Annotated in this window: 14 protein-coding genes; 9 read left to right on the top strand and 5 right to left on the bottom strand. The window is 45.1% G+C overall.

All coding sequences use genetic code 11. The annotated features are described in order from the left end of the window. Positions 1–96 precede the first annotated feature (96 nt). The gene (locus tag ACQY3H_RS00355) at positions 97–579 is read left to right on the top strand and encodes a type IV pilin protein (protein ID WP_428073693.1); all 483 of its coding nucleotides are present in this window, start codon (positions 97–99) and stop codon (positions 577–579) included. Positions 580–730: 151 nt separating this feature from the next. Here the strand turns inward: ACQY3H_RS00355 and infB are convergent, their stop codons facing one another. Genes infB through rimP form a run of 3 tightly spaced genes read right to left on the bottom strand, consistent with a single transcriptional unit; the run spans position 731 to position 5,022 of the window. Continuing rightward, complete coding sequence (infB, locus tag ACQY3H_RS00350; protein ID WP_428073691.1) at positions 731–3,112, bottom strand: translation initiation factor IF-2; 2,382 nt, start codon at positions 3,110–3,112, stop codon at positions 731–733. Next, a complete protein-coding gene (gene nusA / locus ACQY3H_RS00345) occupies positions 3,093–4,544 on the bottom strand; it encodes a transcription termination/antitermination protein NusA (RefSeq protein ID WP_428073689.1) in 1,452 nt (483 codons plus the stop codon). Before nusA ends, infB begins: the two co-directional genes overlap by 20 nt. Positions 4,545–4,563: 19 nt before the next feature. Next, complete coding sequence (gene rimP, locus ACQY3H_RS00340; protein WP_428073687.1) at positions 4,564–5,022, bottom strand: ribosome maturation factor RimP; 459 nt, start codon at positions 5,020–5,022, stop codon at positions 4,564–4,566. 179 nt (positions 5,023–5,201) lie between these two features. Here rimP and ACQY3H_RS00335 point away from each other — a divergent pair, with 179 nt between their 5' ends. The 4 genes from ACQY3H_RS00335 to era all read left to right on the top strand — a co-directional run bounded on the left by ACQY3H_RS00335 (position 5,202) and on the right by era (position 8,831). After that, positions 5,202–6,209: an outer membrane protein gene (locus tag ACQY3H_RS00335; protein WP_428073685.1), complete on the top strand. Its 1,008-nt coding sequence runs from the start codon at positions 5,202–5,204 to the stop codon at positions 6,207–6,209. A gap of 192 nt (positions 6,210–6,401) precedes the next feature. Further along, positions 6,402–7,298, top strand: coding sequence for a hypothetical protein (locus tag ACQY3H_RS00330; protein ID WP_428073682.1), 897 nt, complete (start codon positions 6,402–6,404; stop codon positions 7,296–7,298). 62 nt (positions 7,299–7,360) lie between these two features. After that, positions 7,361–7,867: a flavin reductase family protein gene (locus ACQY3H_RS00325; protein WP_428073680.1), complete on the top strand. Its 507-nt coding sequence runs from the start codon at positions 7,361–7,363 to the stop codon at positions 7,865–7,867. Positions 7,868–7,910: 43 nt separating this feature from the next. Then, positions 7,911–8,831 (top strand): GTPase Era, encoded by a 921-nt coding sequence (era, locus tag ACQY3H_RS00320; RefSeq protein WP_428073678.1) that lies wholly within the window; start codon positions 7,911–7,913, stop codon positions 8,829–8,831. Between the two features lie 15 nt (positions 8,832–8,846). On the opposite strand, the gene ACQY3H_RS00315 is transcribed toward era, so the two are convergent. Continuing rightward, positions 8,847–9,980 (bottom strand): aminotransferase class V-fold PLP-dependent enzyme, encoded by a 1,134-nt coding sequence (locus ACQY3H_RS00315; RefSeq protein WP_428073676.1) that lies wholly within the window; start codon positions 9,978–9,980, stop codon positions 8,847–8,849. 124 nt (positions 9,981–10,104) lie between these two features. Here ACQY3H_RS00315 and ACQY3H_RS00310 point away from each other — a divergent pair, with 124 nt between their 5' ends. The 3 genes from ACQY3H_RS00310 to ACQY3H_RS00300 all read left to right on the top strand — a co-directional run bounded on the left by ACQY3H_RS00310 (position 10,105) and on the right by ACQY3H_RS00300 (position 12,432). Then, positions 10,105–10,647 carry a type IV pilin protein gene (locus ACQY3H_RS00310; RefSeq protein ID WP_428073674.1) on the top strand — a complete coding sequence of 181 codons (543 nt, stop codon included), beginning with the start codon at positions 10,105–10,107 and terminating at the stop codon, positions 10,645–10,647. A 69-nt stretch (positions 10,648–10,716) separates the two neighbouring features. Further along, positions 10,717–11,418 (top strand): iron-sulfur cluster assembly scaffold protein, encoded by a 702-nt coding sequence (locus tag ACQY3H_RS00305; RefSeq protein WP_428073672.1) that lies wholly within the window; start codon positions 10,717–10,719, stop codon positions 11,416–11,418. Positions 11,419–11,436: 18 nt separating this feature from the next. Continuing rightward, a complete protein-coding gene (locus tag ACQY3H_RS00300) occupies positions 11,437–12,432 on the top strand; it encodes a GGGtGRT protein (RefSeq protein ID WP_428073670.1) in 996 nt (331 codons plus the stop codon). 199 nt (positions 12,433–12,631) lie between these two features. Here ACQY3H_RS00300 and ACQY3H_RS00295 read toward each other — a convergent pair whose 3' ends face one another. Then, entirely contained in the window at positions 12,632–13,261 is a 630-nt protein-coding gene (locus tag ACQY3H_RS00295) for a hypothetical protein (RefSeq protein WP_428073668.1), read from the bottom strand. A gap of 174 nt (positions 13,262–13,435) precedes the next feature. Between ACQY3H_RS00295 and typA the strand changes: the two genes are divergently transcribed. After that, positions 13,436–15,274 (top strand): translational GTPase TypA, encoded by a 1,839-nt coding sequence (typA, locus tag ACQY3H_RS00290; protein WP_428073666.1) that lies wholly within the window; start codon positions 13,436–13,438, stop codon positions 15,272–15,274. Position 15,275: the final 1 nt, after the last annotated feature.

The following is a 15,275-nucleotide window of genomic DNA, read 5'->3' as shown; positions in this document are numbered from 1 at the left end:
AGCACAAAAAACACTTGCATTTTGTTGAAAAACATATTAAACTATGCTTAAGGTGCTGTAAAGCACTTTGGAATCTATGTGAAAAGGAGAACGATTATGAAACAAGGGTTTACCTTGATCGAGTTGTTAGTTGTGGTACTTATTATTGGTATTTTATCTTCCGTGGCGTTGCCGCAGTACACCAAAGCGGTGGAAAAAGCACGTGCGACGGAAGCGATTCAGTTGCTTGGTGATATGGCTACTGCCCAACAAATTTATCAAATGGGTATGGGCGTTTACACCAACGACTTGTCCATGTTAGACTTGCAGTTGCCCGGCTTGTGCGGCACTACTATGGCCTACACCAAAAACTTCAAAGTAGAAGTGTTAGCCAGTGGTACTACGTTCAAAGCGGCCGGTACTCGTATTACTTCTACCGGTGCTGTTAGCACGGAACCGCAATACGCCATCATCTTGAACATTGATGCGTCCGGTACCATCACCGAATGGTGTAGCTCTTCTAAAACGGGCACCCGTGGTTCCAACGTTAACAAATACTGCAAATCTATTGCCAACAACGCGTCTGGTACGATTAAATAAGTTGGATTTGCAACACAAACACTCCCTAGCAATAGGGAGTGTTTTTTTGTTCGCTTATTATATCCGGTGGCTTAATGGTTGTGCGGAATCTTATGTAGCAAAAAACTCCCCAAACGTTAGTTCGGGGAGTTTATATTCGGTAAGTTATCACTTACATCTTAATACGTCTGGTTACGTTTTCCTTCTTGATACATTCAATGATGTCGCCTTCGGCAACGCCTTTGAAACCTTCCACCAAGATACCGCACTCGTATCCTTTTTCCACTTCTTTGACGTCATCTTTGAAGCGTTTTAAGCCACCCACTTTACCGTGGCCGACTTCTTCGCCGTTTCGTTTGACGCGTACTTCATAGCCGCGGAAAATTGTTCCGCTGTCCACGAGTGAACCGGAAATGATACCGGAACTTAATTTAAGTACCTTTTTAATGGTGGCTGTGCCGACTATTGTTTCCACTACATCGGGTTCTAATAACCCTTCCATGGCGGCTTTGATATCTTCTAATAATTCAAAGATAATCGTATAGCGGCGGATTTCAATGCCTTCGCGTTCGGCTTCGGCTTGGGCTTTGTGTTCGGCATCTACGTGGAAACCGATGACAACAGCATTAGAGGCTTTGGCGAGCAAGATATCCGATTCGTTAATGTTTCCCGGCGCGGAAAGCACAATATCTACTTCCACTTCGTCGGAAGGGATACGCAATAACGCATCTTTAATGGCTTCAATGGAGCCTTGCACATCGGCTTTTAAGATTAAACTTAATTTTTTAACCGAGTTGGTGCCGTCTTCACTCTTAGCCAAGTTCATCAACGACGCTTGCTTGCGGTGTGCTTGCGAATCTTCTTTGAGCGCAAGTTTGCGTTTTTCGGCAGTATATCGGGCTTCTTTTTCGCTGGGCATAATATAAAGCGTATCGCCTACTTGCGGCGGTTCTCCGTTAATGCCCAAAATTTCAGCCGGAACACTCGGGCCGATTTTTTGATAACGTTGCGAATTTTCATCAATAAGCGCGCGGATACGTCCGTAGTTTGTGCCGACGATAAACGGATCGCCCACTTTCATCGTTCCTTTTTGTACAAGAACAGTAGCGACGACACCGCGTTTGTTATCGCGCTTACTTTCCAAAATGACGCCCACGCCGGGTCTATCCGGATTGGCTTTTAATTCCATCATTTCGGCTTGCAGGGAAATCATTTCCAACAACTTATCAATGTTGATATGTTTTTTAGCAGAGATTTCCACAAAAATCGTACTGCCTTGCCATTCTTCCGGCACAAGTCCGCGGGCGGCCAAATCTTGTTTAACACGATCGGGGTTAGCACCGGGCAAATCAATTTTATTGACTGCTACAATGATAGGTGCTTTAGCCGCTTTGGCGTGTTCCATGGCTTCAATCGTTTGAGGCATGATACCGTCGGTAGCGGACACTACCAGCACCACAATATCGGTGGCTTGCGCTCCGCGCGCACGCATGGCCGTAAAGGCTTCGTGCCCGGGGGTATCTAAAAAGGTTAACACCCCACGCGGGGTTTTAACACGATACGCACCGATGTGTTGGGTAATGGCTCCTGCTTCGGTAGCAATAACATTAGATTTGCGGATAGCGTCTAATAAACTTGTCTTACCGTGGTCCACGTGCCCCATAATGGTAATCACAGGACTGCGCGGTTTTAAGTCGGCAGGGTCATCTTCTTTATCCATTGCAGCAACGGCTTCTTGGGTTAAATCTTCTTCGGCCAGTTCTGCTTTAAATCCGCACTCGTCCACGATTAACTCAATCATATCCTTTTCTAACCGTTGGTTAATAGTGGCGAAAATACCCATCATCATTAACTTTTTGATGAAGTCATTTGTTTTCAAATTCATCTTTTCGGCTAATTCTTTGACGGTGGGCTGCCCAACAATACGAATTGTTTTTTCATCTTTTTTCGGAGCGGCTTGTTCTGCCGGTTTGACATGACCATGGCGATCCGTTTCTACAAAATTCGGTTTAGGTTGTTGTTGAGATTGCTCTTGCGGTTGTTGCGGCCGTGGCGCAGCGGTAACCGGGGGGACTGCTTTTGGCTCTGCCGGTTTTTGCGGGGCAGGTTGCGCAACTTGCGGCTTTTGCAACGGGACTTGCGGTTTAGGCAAGGGCGGTTGCACGGCAACGACGGGCTTTTGCTCCGGCTTTTTGGGAGCAGCCGTTACGTTGAGCGATTGCTCGGTTTGTTTGGCTACATGCGTTGGCGCATTTTCCGTATGTTTATGCGGTGTATGCGTTTGAGCATTTTTTTTGGACGAAGGAACGTCTCCCTTTTTTACTTGGGCCGACTCGTCTTTTTTATCAGCCGTTTTTTTGACTACTTTTTTAGCGGTTGTTTTTTTCGCCGCTTTTTTAGTGTCATCTTTTTCGGCTTTTGTTCCGGTTGCTTTTTTAGTCGTTGTTTTTTTCGCGACCGGTTTTTTGGTTGTTTTTTTCGCCGCCACTTTTTTCGTTGTAGCCGTTTTGGAAGATTTTTCCTCCTCGGTATTATTAGTTGTCTTTTTGTTCATGTTGCGGCTCCTGCTCTTGCCCTTTGGCGGAGACTTTCTTCGTTCCTTTTTCGCTTTCAAGCGCTTGTTGTGTCACCGTAGCATTGGCTTGATTTTCTAAATCTACTAAATATTTTTTTGCGCCGGTGATAATGTTTTCCGCCGTTTTTTCACCGATACCTTGTACGGTGGCTAAGTGTTCCGGGGTGGCCTGAGCCAATTGTTCTACCGTCGTAAAACCGGCTTTTTGTAATACTTCAGCCATTTTTTCACCGATACCTTCCACTTGGGCAAATAACCGTTGGATATTTTCTACCGTTACTTGTTCGGATTGGGCTTTTTGGGTTTCGCTCTTAACCGTTAAGTCCCACCCGGTTAAGCGGCTGGCCAGTTTAATGTTTTGCCAATCTTTACCAATCGCAATAGCCAATTGATCGTCGGGGACGATGATAAGTGCTTTCTTTTCGGTTGCGTTGATAATTTTAATCAAGTTGGCTTTAGCCGGTGCAATGGAGTTCATTAACACCGTGGAGATATCGTTGGAATGGTTGATTAAATCAATGCGTTCGCCGGATAATTCGTTCATAACCGCGCGGATGCGGATGCCCCGCATGCCGACGCAGGTGCCGATCGGATCAATCTTGCTGTCAATGCTGGACACAATCACTTTAGCGCGGAAACCCGGATCGCGTTCAATCTTTTTAATTTCTACGATTCCTTCTTCAATTTCCGGTACTTCTACTTTGAATAATTCTTCTAAAAAGCGGTTGTTGGCGCGCGATAAAATTACGTACGGCCCGCGTTGACCTTTGTCTAAGCGAAACGCGGCCGATTTATAGCGGCCTAATACCGGATCGTCGCCGATGTTGGCAAGATCGTTAGCGCTAAGTACTTTAGCGATAACGGCTTTAATGCGAGATCCGATAGCATAGCGTTCTTTGTGAATTTGTTCGCAGTAGGGGAGTAAGGCTTCCACTTTCCCTAAATCTACAATGATATCTCTGTCGGAAAAACGACGTACCGAGCCGGTAATTACTTCGCCTTCGCGCGGTTTATATTCGTTGTAAAAATTGTCCCGTTCAATGCTGCGTACTTTTTGAATAAGAACTTGTTTGGCAATTTGCGCCGCAATGCGGGAGAAGTCTTTTACTTCCAGCGTAATCGTAACGGTATCGCCAACTTTCGGATTTTTCAAATATTGTTTGGCGTTTTCTACGCTGATTTCCGTTTCGGCATTAGTTACAATTTCGGTAACATTTAATAATTGATAGGCTTTGATAGAGCCGGTTTCTACGTCTATTTTAGCGCTGATTTGGGCCGTTTTGCCTAAATTTTTGCGTAACGCAGACACTAACGCATCTTCAATGGTTTTTAAAATGTCTTCGCGTTTAATATTTTTTTCCCGTTCAAGTCCTTCTAAAGCGAGAATTAAGTCTTTGGCTGTTCCTTCCATGGTGTGTTTCTCCTTGTGATTAAAATTCCAATACAGGGTCTAAGTTGGCTTTTTTGATATTGTCGTAGGCAAAGCGGTACTGATTTGTTCCGTCGTCTAAAACAAATGCGTTGTCATCGGCTTGGGCGATAACTCCGGTAAAAAATCCGCGGCCTTCCAACGGTACTTTGAGTACCACTTTCACACGCTGCGAAATAAATTGTTTGAAATGTGCGGGCTTTTTAAGCACGCGGTTTACGCCGGGAGAAGATACTTCTAAAATATAAGCCCCGTCTATCAAATTTTCCATTTCTAAAATGGCGTCTATTTTGTCGGTTAAAACGCCGCAATCATCTAGCGTAACGCCACCGATTTTATCTACAAAGAATTGGAGTAGTTTTTTCTTGCCTTGGTTTTGGATGACTAAATCAACCAATTCCACTTGTTCATTTTCCAATGCTTTGGCAACAGTTTGTTCAATCGTTTTTGGGTCTCTCATAAATTACTCCTTTGAGCCGTATTAACGAAAGAGCGACTTGCTGTCAAGTCGCTCTTACTATATACATTATAGTATTTGGGGAAAAACCTGTCAATCAATCTAATTAGTTTTTTGCCTTGCCGGGGGGAAAGCCCTTCGCTACAATAGAAAAGCCGTAAATCTTTTAAGGAGGAAAGCACATGAAGAAAATACATATTACAGCACTGGCCATCGTGTTCTTATTGATGGTAAGTTTGGTTTTTGCCCAATCAGGGGAAAAAACCTATGTCAGCGGCGATATTTCTGCTATGGATGTTCCCGGCGGAGTTATCGTTCAAGGCGAACAAGTAGCCGTAACGGTACCTATGCAAGGTGCGTCTGCCCGGTCTGCCAAAAAACCGGCAGCACATCGTGTACAAGTTAACCAACAAGCGGCGGGGGCTAAAGCCACGCACGTCCAAAATGCGGCCTCGCTTAAAAAAGGGGAACCGAAACTGACGGTACAAACAGGCTCCACCGAAACAGATGTTTATGATGTGCGTGTGAAAAATAAACGTGGTACTACCAATTACGGAGTAGTGGAACAAACGGTTACTAATCCGAAAGGGAAACAACAAACCGAAGGGATTGTTTATGAATCTTATTCACCCAGCAAATCCGCTCGGACGAATGATAAAAAAATGGAAGTATCATTAGCGGCGGGACAAGTTGTTTCTTATAATAAGGATACCTTTTCGGATCGTTATAGTTCTAACGGTTTAGCCGCTTCGGTAAGTATGCTTTACCATATGAATAATTATTTAGCCGTTGGGTTAGATTATATGATGTTCCATCCGGCTGAAAAATCACATAATACCGGCATAGATGAACGGCATTACCACGCGATGTATGCACATGATATTTCTCTTGCCGGGAAATTAACTTTTAATCCATGGAGTAACTTTCGCATTTATTCGCCTATGGGGGTAGGTATGATGAATGCGCGTATGAAAAGCACCGTTTTTGGGGTGGATGAAAGTAACGATAAATGGGGGGCGGCATTTTACATCGGCGCCGGTATGCAATATGACGTAACCGATTGGATGTTTGCCGGATTGGAATATCGTTATGCTTATGGGTTTATCAGTGATAAAAACCTGACTTCCACCCATAAAGACCGCGATTTGCAATTCCATACGTTGATGTTGCGTTTGGGAATGCGGTTTTAGGTATTTTGTCATAAAGATAAATAAAAATAAGGGAACGAAAAAATCGTTCCCTCTTTTTTGTCGGTTGTAAGGGGATAAGTTGCGTTCTATGGCTTTTTTTTGCTACATTTTTTAATGTAAGATAAAATTTATCTCTTACAAATAAAATGATTTTTCTTTGGACAACAAAGAATTTTTATAAAAGGAGAAATTATGAAGAAAGTAGTTGTACTTCTTTTATTAGCGTGCGTCTGCTTGCCGCTGTCTGCCGCAAGTTATCGCCGTTCGCAAGATAATAGCCCCAAAAAACATAATTTGGAAATTGCGTATGAAATTTCCGATTATGGCTATCGCGAACCCCACATGGAATATCCTATTCACATCACTGCCAAAAAGCAGGGGATCAGTTTGGTTTACACCCGTGTCAGTGTTAGTTCGGAAGAAGTAACAGAGGAAGATCCGTCCTTTGCCACGTTAGAATTGCGTTATATGGACGGTAAAGCCGATTACGACGGGTATTTTGTAGATGGTTATGGGAATGGTACACCAGCTCAGTTGTATGATGAAAAAGATTATTACATGGAAGCGGCCCTTAAAATCGGTCGGTATTATACATTATCCGATGCTATGAAATTATGGCCTTATTTAGGTATCGGTTGGCGCTCGTTACGTAACGGCGAAGACGGATGTGTCGATTTGGGAGGAGGCGTTTGTGGGGAAACTTATCAACGTACTTCTACTTATATTTATGTGCCTATCGGTTTGAAATGGGAAACGAACTTCGGCAGCGCTGTCAAATTGTCGCTTAACGGGCAGTTCGACTGGTTGTTGCGCGGAAACCAAAGCAGCCATACCACGATGTTGGTGAATTCAACTAACTTTTCTAACAAACAAGATAAAGGATACGGCGTACGTGCCAGTGCCAAATTAGAAACGAATTTCGGCAAAATGGGCGTATTTGTGGAACCGTTCTGGCGGTATTGGAAAATCCAAAACTCTGCCGAAGAATGGATCTATAATATGTCAGACCCTACGGAGCCGGTTGAATACGTAATCGAACCGTTTAACATTACGCGTGAATACGGTATCCGCGCGGGTATTACGTTCTAATCTATTTTTCTTGGTGCAAAAAAGTAACCCCTTCGCTACAATAAAGCGAAGGGGGATTTTTTATGCAACAAGTACCGTTTAATTTTAATGCAAGTAAAAATTTGGAAATTTTATCAAAAACCGCTTTTTTAACAACGCACCGCGCCGGAAAAACGAATATTATGGTAACGGCCTGGGGGGCCATAGGTGTTATGTGGAAATTGCCCGTTTTTGTAGCCATGGTGCGAAAAAGCCGGTACAGTTATAAACTTATTGAAAAAACACGTGAATTTACCGTTACCTTTCCATATACTGATTTATCTAAAGTAGCCAGCGTTTGCGGGCAATCGTCGGGGCGAGATGTGGATAAACTGGCGCTTACGGGGTTATCTACGCGTCCGGCGCATCAAATCACGACGCCTGTTTTAGACGTGCCGGGCATGCATTTGGAATGTAGTGTAATTTATGCACGGCTGATGAGTGCGGAAAAATTAAACTCCGCCATACAAGAATTGTGGTACGATAGACAAAGTAATGATTATCATGCGTTTTTTGTATCGCAAATTTTAGATAGTTATATTACCCCGTAATTTGCGTGTAGCGCGGCCCGCTTAAAATAAGTACAATAAACGTATGGACAATACCAATTTCAAAAGCGGATTTGCCGTTTTGTGCGGACTTCCCAATGCGGGAAAATCTACCTTGCTTAACCGGTTTGCGGGCGGGTTACTTTCGGCCGTTACCTACAAACCGCAAACAACACGCCAAAATATTTTGGCGATTTGTGAAGGGGAGAATTACCAAATTGTTTTTGTGGATACTCCCGGTTTTCTCAAACCCGAATATAAGTTACAACAAACCATGGTGTCATGCGTAGATCGTGCCGTAAGCGAAGAAGCCGATGTGGTACTTTTTTTGGTGGATGCTACGGTTGATTATGCCTTGAACGCACCGTTGGTAGAAAAATTAAAACAAGTAAATTGTCCTATTTTTCTCGTCTTAAATAAAATTGATATTGTCAAAGATCCTTCTCGATTAGATGCGCTTGAAAAACAAATTACAAGCGAGTTGAAAATTGTTAAAAAATTCCGTATCAGCGCGCAACAAGGCGTTAATGTGGGCAAATTGCAAATGGCGGTTGTGTCTGTCTTGCCGACGAGCCCGGCCTATTTCCCGCCCGGTCAATGGACGGACCGTTGGGAACGGTTTTACGCGGCTGAATTTATCCGCGAACAAATTTTCCTACTCTATCAAAAAGAAATCCCGTATAGTACCTACGTGGAAGTGGAAAAATTTACCGAAAATTTAGGTGACAAAAATTTTATCCGTGCGCGTATCCACGTAGAACGTGAAAGCCAAAAACCCATTGTGATCGGCAAGGGGGGAAAGATGATTGCTCAATTACGTCAACGTGCGCAAAAACGGGTGGAAGAATTTTTAGGCCGACCTTGCCGGGTAGAGTTACAAGTTGTGGTGTCGCCGGGATGGCGAAACAACAGCGAACTTTTAGAGAAATTCGGCTACATTGTGCGTGACGACGAAACCATGCAATAATAATTTGTGGAAGCGCTAATGTAACTGCCGCACGATTTCATCCAGTGCGGCAGTTAGTTTTTTATATTGACTAACACCATCGGTATCTACAAACGGAAAGCAGGAAACTCGCAGTGAATTTTTCGGCGCGTACGGGTGGCGCTTAAGACCGTCTTTTAAGTTTTCAAGCCCTGTGTTTATAAGGGCGCGGTTAATGTCGTCGGCGTTGATTTTGTCATCCGTAATTTGCAAAGTAAGCGTGGTGTAAGAACGGTATTTTTCGTCTGAAACGAGCGGCGTGCAAAAATCAGTAGTGGCGGCCCAATCGGTTATCCATTTGGCGTGTGCGCGACATAACGCATCCATTGCCGCGAGCCCACCGTTTTGGTTCATCCACGCGGCGGCTTGTCCGGCGCACCAAATAGCGGTAGTGTTTGGCGTATTGACTGTTTGAAAATTTTTGGCTTGTTCTACGGCGCGTGTTAAATCTAAAAAGTACGGTACAACGCGCGGTAATTTTTGCAGACGTGCTTGGGCGGCGGGACTTAAAATCAGTACGCTTGTTCCACCCATTGTTCCAAAGCATTTTTGCAAGGAAAATAATAAAATATCAAATTCATTTTTCGGCAGTAACCGTCCGCCCGCACACGAAGTGGCATCCCACGCTACGAGCGTATTTTTGCCGCGTTTTTGCCACACGCGTGATAAATATTCGTTGGGTAATTGCACCCCGGTGGACGTTTCGTTGGGGGTTAAAACGATTAAACCGGCGTTATAATCAGGTTCTTCTGTTGGAATCAACTCACCGGGTTTTGTAAAACGCACGGTGTTTTTTACGTTGGGCAAACGTTCGGCCATTGTGCCGGCCCACCGACGGGAAAATTCCCCAAACGCCAGTCCGCTTAATGTGTCCGTAGTCAAATTCCACAGCACCGCATCCATAGCCGCATTGCCGCCACCCGGGAAAAAACAAAGCGAATAATCGGGGGGGATTTTCAGCAAGCGACGCAGTTCCCGGTCGGCATATTCATAAATATCGCGCACAACGTCCGGCGCGCGGTGGTTGCGTTCAAAGTGAGTGGCGCACAGCGGTGTTTGGCGTAACGTATGAAGTGCTTGCCCCGGGCCGCACGCAAAGGTGCTGGTGGGTAATGCTTTTTTTTCTAACATAATAGTATTGTATAAAACAATGTGCTTTTTTGTTTGTTTCGTTGGCAAAAATAAATATCTTGACATTGTTTTTTTTTTGTTAAACTTTGTAAAGAAGAAAAAAAATTAGAAAAGGAGTATTTCTATGAAAAAACAAATATTCGGTTTACGCGGTTTTACGCTGATTGAATTACTAGTAGTGGTTTTGATTATCGGTATTTTAGCCGCGGTAGCGTTACCACAATATCAAAAAGCGGTTCTTAAAGCGCGTTATACGCAACTGATGGCGTTTGGAAACGCGATTGAAAAAGCCGCTATTGCCTACCATATGGCAAACGGTAAATATCCGGCCCGGTTTGATGAGTTGGATATTGATTTGCCTTTAACGGGAACGGAAGGAACAATGGAAAATGGTAAAGGTTCGCATAAAACATATAAAGAGTTTACCTGTGAAATTTCTTCCGGTATGTCGGATAGAACAGATGCAATGCATTGTTATTTGATAACTTCCGGTCAACTGCTATCCTATTACTCCAATTATAGATCTGCCCCGCAATGTATGGCTACTCGTACTTGGAGTGTCGGCAATCAAATTTGTCAAAACATGACGCATAGTTCAACCCCTGTCGGTCAATACGGAGATGGAAATTCGGGCAACTATTTTCAAAACCGCTATCAATTTCAATAGTTGTATTTTTTCGCACTCGCTAATTTGCTAAAATATAGTGACGGATTTATTTTCAATTAGGAGAAATTCATGAGCTGCGAAAAATGTACCACAGAAGTACAGAATATGTGCTGCGTTTGCAAAGGCGCTAAGCACGATCCGGCCCCGATTCCCGAAGAAGGAAAATGGGTCAAATCTAAACAAATTTCCGACGTGAGCGGTTTTACCCACGGTATCGGTTGGTGCGCCCCGCAACAAGGTGCGTGCAAACTTTCGTTAAACGTCAAAAATGGTGTGATTAAAGAAGCCTTGGTAGAAACGTTAGGCTGCTCGGGTATGACGCACTCTGCTGCTATGGCGGCGGAAATCTTGCCCGGTAAAACGATTTTGGAAGCATTAAACTCCGACCTCGTTTGTGACGCTATCAACACCGCTATGCGCGAACTTTTCTTACAAATCGTTTATGGCCGCACCCAAAGTGCTTTTTCCGACGACGGACTTGCTATCGGGGCGGGCTTGGAAGATTTAGGTAAAGGCCACCGCAGCCAAATCGGCACCATGTACGGCACCGAAGCCAAAGGGCCGCGTTACTTGGAAATGGCCGAAGGTTATGTACTTAAAATCGGTTTAGATAAAAACGATGAAATCATTGGTTACCAATTTGTCAACTTGGGCAAAATGATGGACGCGATTAAAAAAGGCGAAGACCCCAAAACGGCGTATGAGAAAAACATCAGCAAGTACGGCCGCTTTGATGAAGCCGTCAAAGTTATTGACCCCCGCAAAGAGTAAGCCCGAGGAGAAAACACTATGATTACGTTTGAAGGATACGAAAGAAGAATTGATAAAATCAATGCCGTACTCAAAGAAAACGGCATTAAATCGTTAGAAGAAGCCAAAGAAATCTGCACCAAAAAAGGCGTAGATGTAGAAGCCATTGTAAAAGGCATTCAACCGATCGCTTTTGAAAACGCCGTGTGGGCGTACACCGTCGGTGCGGCGATTGCTTTTAAGAAAGGCGTAAAAACGGCCGCCGAAGCCGCCGAACAAATCGGTGTAGGACTTCAAAGTTTCTGCATCCCCGGTTCTGTGGCCGATCAACGTGCCGTAGGTTTGGGACATGGTAATTTGGGTGCGATGTTGCTTCGCGAAGAAACCAAATGCTTCTGCTTTTTAGCCGGACACGAAAGTTTCGCCGCGGCGGAAGGGGCTATCGGTATTGCCCGCACCGCTAACAAAGTTCGCAAAGAACCCTTGCGCGTTATCTTAAACGGTTTGGGTAAAGATGCGGCGTATATTATTTCCCGCATTAACGGTTTTACTTCCGTGGAAACCGAATATAACTATAAAACCGGCGAACTCAAAATCGTCAGCGAAAAAGCGTTTTCCGACGGCGACCGCGCCAAAGTAAAATGCTACGGGGCCGATGATGTCAACGAAGGCGTAGCCATTATGCGTCATGAAGGTGTGGACGTATCCATTACCGGAAACTCCACCAACCCGACCCGCTTTCAACACCCCGTTGCCGGTACCTACAAAAAATGGGCGACCGAAAACGGTAAAAAATATTTCTCCGTGGCGTCCGGCGGCGGTACAGGCCGCACTTTACACCCGGATAATATGGCCGCCGGCCCTGCCTCTTACGGTATGACCGACACCATGGGCCGCATGCATAGCGACGCGCAATTTGCGGGTTCGTCTTCTGTGCCGGCTCACGTGGAAATGATGGGCTTAATCGGTATGGGTAACAACCCGATGGTAGGTGCGACGGTGGCGCTTGCCGTAGCCATTGCCCAAGCCAAATAAATCAAAATATAATTGTTAACTTGCGTTAACGAACACAACCCAAAACCAATCGTTTTGGGTTGTGTTGCTTTTCTGCGATACAATTTTTCCACATTTGGGCAAATTTGCGGTCTCGCGGCCTTGACGTGGCTGGGTTGGCTTTCCCTACACAAAAAACACCCCGCCATTTCGGCGGGGTGTTAGTAGGTAATCTAATCAATCAGTTAAATAACATTTTTATAAGGGCCACTATCCCTGTCGCACACGCTCCGCACAATAATGCCGCGATAATTTCCACCGTTCGCGGAAACGCGGGAATTTGTTCGTGTGAAAGCGTATTGATGCGGCGTTGAAATACCGCTGGTGCGGCGCACCATAAGGCATATCCGGTTAATCGCCAGGATACTTCTACCGGGCAGAACGTCAGTGCAAGCCCGCCTAACCACAACAAGCCCCATAAACCGGCGGGCCATGAGGTCGGTTTGTGCATATATTCACAGGTGCGGTTGATAAGTCCGGCTAGTGCAAAAAAACTCCACACGCCGCCTAATGTGCGCGTAAATGCGCTGCCTTTTAACGGGGTGTTGTCCAAACGTTTGAAACCGCGTAACACTTGTTGCCATTGTTTGAATAACCAATAAAATGTGAATAAGCCGCCGCTGATAAACGTGAGTATAAATTGGGTGCGCGGGTGCATAAAATAAAACCGGGTAGAAAGCCCTGCCGTTTTAAGTTTGTTTTTGCGTTCGTCGCGTTTTTGGGGGGAAGAATAATCCCATTTCCCTATGGTTAGTTTATAGCCTATGTATAACGCGGCCAATATGCCTACTATTTCCAGTAAACGTTCCATAGAGTTATTATAAAAAATTTCGTTAGAAAACAAAATACAAAAATCTTGAGCATAATATCTTCAAAAATACTAAAATATAAATAATCACAATACTTGCAAGCCTAGTTGGCTTTTTGCAAACCCGCAATTGCGGGGTTTTTTGTGGAAATTTAGTAAGGAAAATATACATTATTTATGACGAACACCCGCCAAGACGTACGCAACGTAGCCATTATCGCTCACGTTGACCACGGTAAGACTACCGTAGTAGATTCTCTACTCAAATTTGCCGGAGAATTTAAAGTAAAAGAAGACGAAGCACAAGATACCGTTTTAGACTCTAACCCGTTAGAGCGCGAACGCGGTATTACAATTTTAGCCAAATGTACGTCTATTGGTTACAAAGGCCACACGATTAACATTGTTGATACGCCCGGTCACGCCGATTTCGGTAGCGAAGTGGAACGCGTACTTCGTATGGTGGACGGTGCTATTTTGATGGTGGATGCCGTGGAAGGCCCCATGCCGCAAACGCGGTTTGTATTACGTAAAGCACTGGCCTTGGGCTTAAAACCGATTGTGGTGATTAACAAAATGGACCGCGACCACGTGCGCCCCAGCGAAGTTGTGGACGAAGTTTTTAATCTGTTTATGGAATTGGGGGCGACGGACGAACAATTAGATTTTCCGATTATTTACGCCTCGGGCCGTGCCGGTTGGGCCAGCCTGAAAATGGAAGAAAAAGGCAAAGATATTGCGCCGATTTTGGACACGATTTTATCACACGTGCCCGCTCCCGAAGCGCGCCCCGATGCTCCCTTGCAAATGCAAATAACGATGTTGGACTATAACAACTTTTTGGGCCATGTGGGTATCGGACGTATTTTAGCCGGAAAAATTACCAAAGGCCAAACGGTCGCGCTTATCCATAACGACGGTTCCGTTACGCAAGCCAAGGCCGCTAAAATTGAACGCTTTTTGGGACTCGGAAAAGTGGAAGTGGAAAGTGCCTCGGCGGGGGATATTGTTTCTATCGCCGGATTGGAAGGCGTGGACGTGGGGGATACGTTGTGCCGCCCGGATGCCTTGAACGCGTTGCCGCCGCTTACCATTGATGAGCCGACGATGTCTATGGACTTTATGGTTAACGACAGCCCGTTCTCCGGCAAAGAAGGGAAATTTGTAACCAGCCGCCACTTGAAAAACCGCTTGGAAAAAGAAGCGCAAACTAACGTCGGCTTAAAAGTAGAACAGTTAGAAGGCGAAGGAAAATTCAAAGTGTACGGACGCGGCGAACTTCACCTGACTATTTTAATTGAAAATATGCGCCGCGAAGGTTTTGAACTCGCCGTATCTTCGCCCGAAGTAATTTACAAAGAAGAAAACGGACAAGTTTTAGAGCCGATGGAGTATTTGGTGTTGGATATCCGTTCCGAATTTCAAGGGGCCGTGTTCACCATTTTAGGTACCCGCGCGGCAAAATTGGAAAATATGGTGTCTGAAGGGGAAGAACGCTTGCGCTTGGAATATTTAATTCCGTCACGGGCACTCTTGGGTTTCAAAAACGAATTTTTAACCAGCACCCGCGGTACGGGCATTATGCACCACAGTTTTAAGGGCTATTTCCCCAAAGTGAACTTGCCCGATTTACGCCGCAACGGCGTGCTGATTGCCAAAGAGGACGGCGAAACGACGCCGTATGCACTCTTCGCGTTGGAAGACAACGGCGAACTGTTCTTAGGTCCCGGTGTGAAAGTGTATGCGGGGGAAATTGTGGGGCAAAATTCGCGCTCTAACGATTTAGTAGTCAACCCGTGCAAAGCCAAACACTTAAGCAATATGCGCAGTAAAGCCAGCGATGAATCTTATGTGTTGACGCCGCCGCGCACGATGAGTTTGGAACAAGCGGTAGAATATATCGCGCCGGACGAACTGGCCGAAATCACGCCCACTTCTATTCGCTTGCGTAAGAAAATCTTGTCGCACTTGCTCCGTAAACGCACCGAACGCGCCAACGAAGAAGCCGAAGAATAAA

It is taken from the genome of Candidatus Avelusimicrobium luingense (assembly GCF_902757105.1).
In the GTDB taxonomy this organism is placed as follows: Bacteria; Elusimicrobiota; Elusimicrobia; order Elusimicrobiales; family Elusimicrobiaceae; genus Avelusimicrobium; species Avelusimicrobium luingense.
Note: the sequence above shows the minus strand (reverse complement) of the source record. Positions and strands in the feature narration are given on the sequence as shown.

Bases quoted from the DNA above. Each gene is read 5' to 3' on its own strand.
- ACQY3H_RS00355 (WP_428073693.1), top strand. From the start codon at position 97: ATGAAACAAGGGTTTACCTTGATCGAGTTGTTAGTTGTGGTACTTATT.
- infB (WP_428073691.1), bottom strand. From the start codon at position 3,112: ATGAACAAAAAGACAACTAATAATACCGAGGAGGAAAAATCTTCCAAA.
- nusA (WP_428073689.1), bottom strand. From the start codon at position 4,544: ATGGAAGGAACAGCCAAAGACTTAATTCTCGCTTTAGAAGGACTTGAA.
- rimP (WP_428073687.1), bottom strand. From the start codon at position 5,022: ATGAGAGACCCAAAAACGATTGAACAAACTGTTGCCAAAGCATTGGAA.
- ACQY3H_RS00335 (WP_428073685.1), top strand. From the start codon at position 5,202: ATGAAGAAAATACATATTACAGCACTGGCCATCGTGTTCTTATTGATG.
- ACQY3H_RS00330 (WP_428073682.1), top strand. From the start codon at position 6,402: ATGAAGAAAGTAGTTGTACTTCTTTTATTAGCGTGCGTCTGCTTGCCG.
- ACQY3H_RS00325 (WP_428073680.1), top strand. From the start codon at position 7,361: ATGCAACAAGTACCGTTTAATTTTAATGCAAGTAAAAATTTGGAAATT.
- era (WP_428073678.1), top strand. From the start codon at position 7,911: ATGGACAATACCAATTTCAAAAGCGGATTTGCCGTTTTGTGCGGACTT.
- ACQY3H_RS00315 (WP_428073676.1), bottom strand. From the start codon at position 9,980: ATGTTAGAAAAAAAAGCATTACCCACCAGCACCTTTGCGTGCGGCCCG.
- ACQY3H_RS00310 (WP_428073674.1), top strand. From the start codon at position 10,105: ATGAAAAAACAAATATTCGGTTTACGCGGTTTTACGCTGATTGAATTA.
- ACQY3H_RS00305 (WP_428073672.1), top strand. From the start codon at position 10,717: ATGAGCTGCGAAAAATGTACCACAGAAGTACAGAATATGTGCTGCGTT.
- ACQY3H_RS00300 (WP_428073670.1), top strand. From the start codon at position 11,437: ATGATTACGTTTGAAGGATACGAAAGAAGAATTGATAAAATCAATGCC.
- ACQY3H_RS00295 (WP_428073668.1), bottom strand. From the start codon at position 13,261: ATGGAACGTTTACTGGAAATAGTAGGCATATTGGCCGCGTTATACATA.
- typA (WP_428073666.1), top strand. From the start codon at position 13,436: ATGACGAACACCCGCCAAGACGTACGCAACGTAGCCATTATCGCTCAC.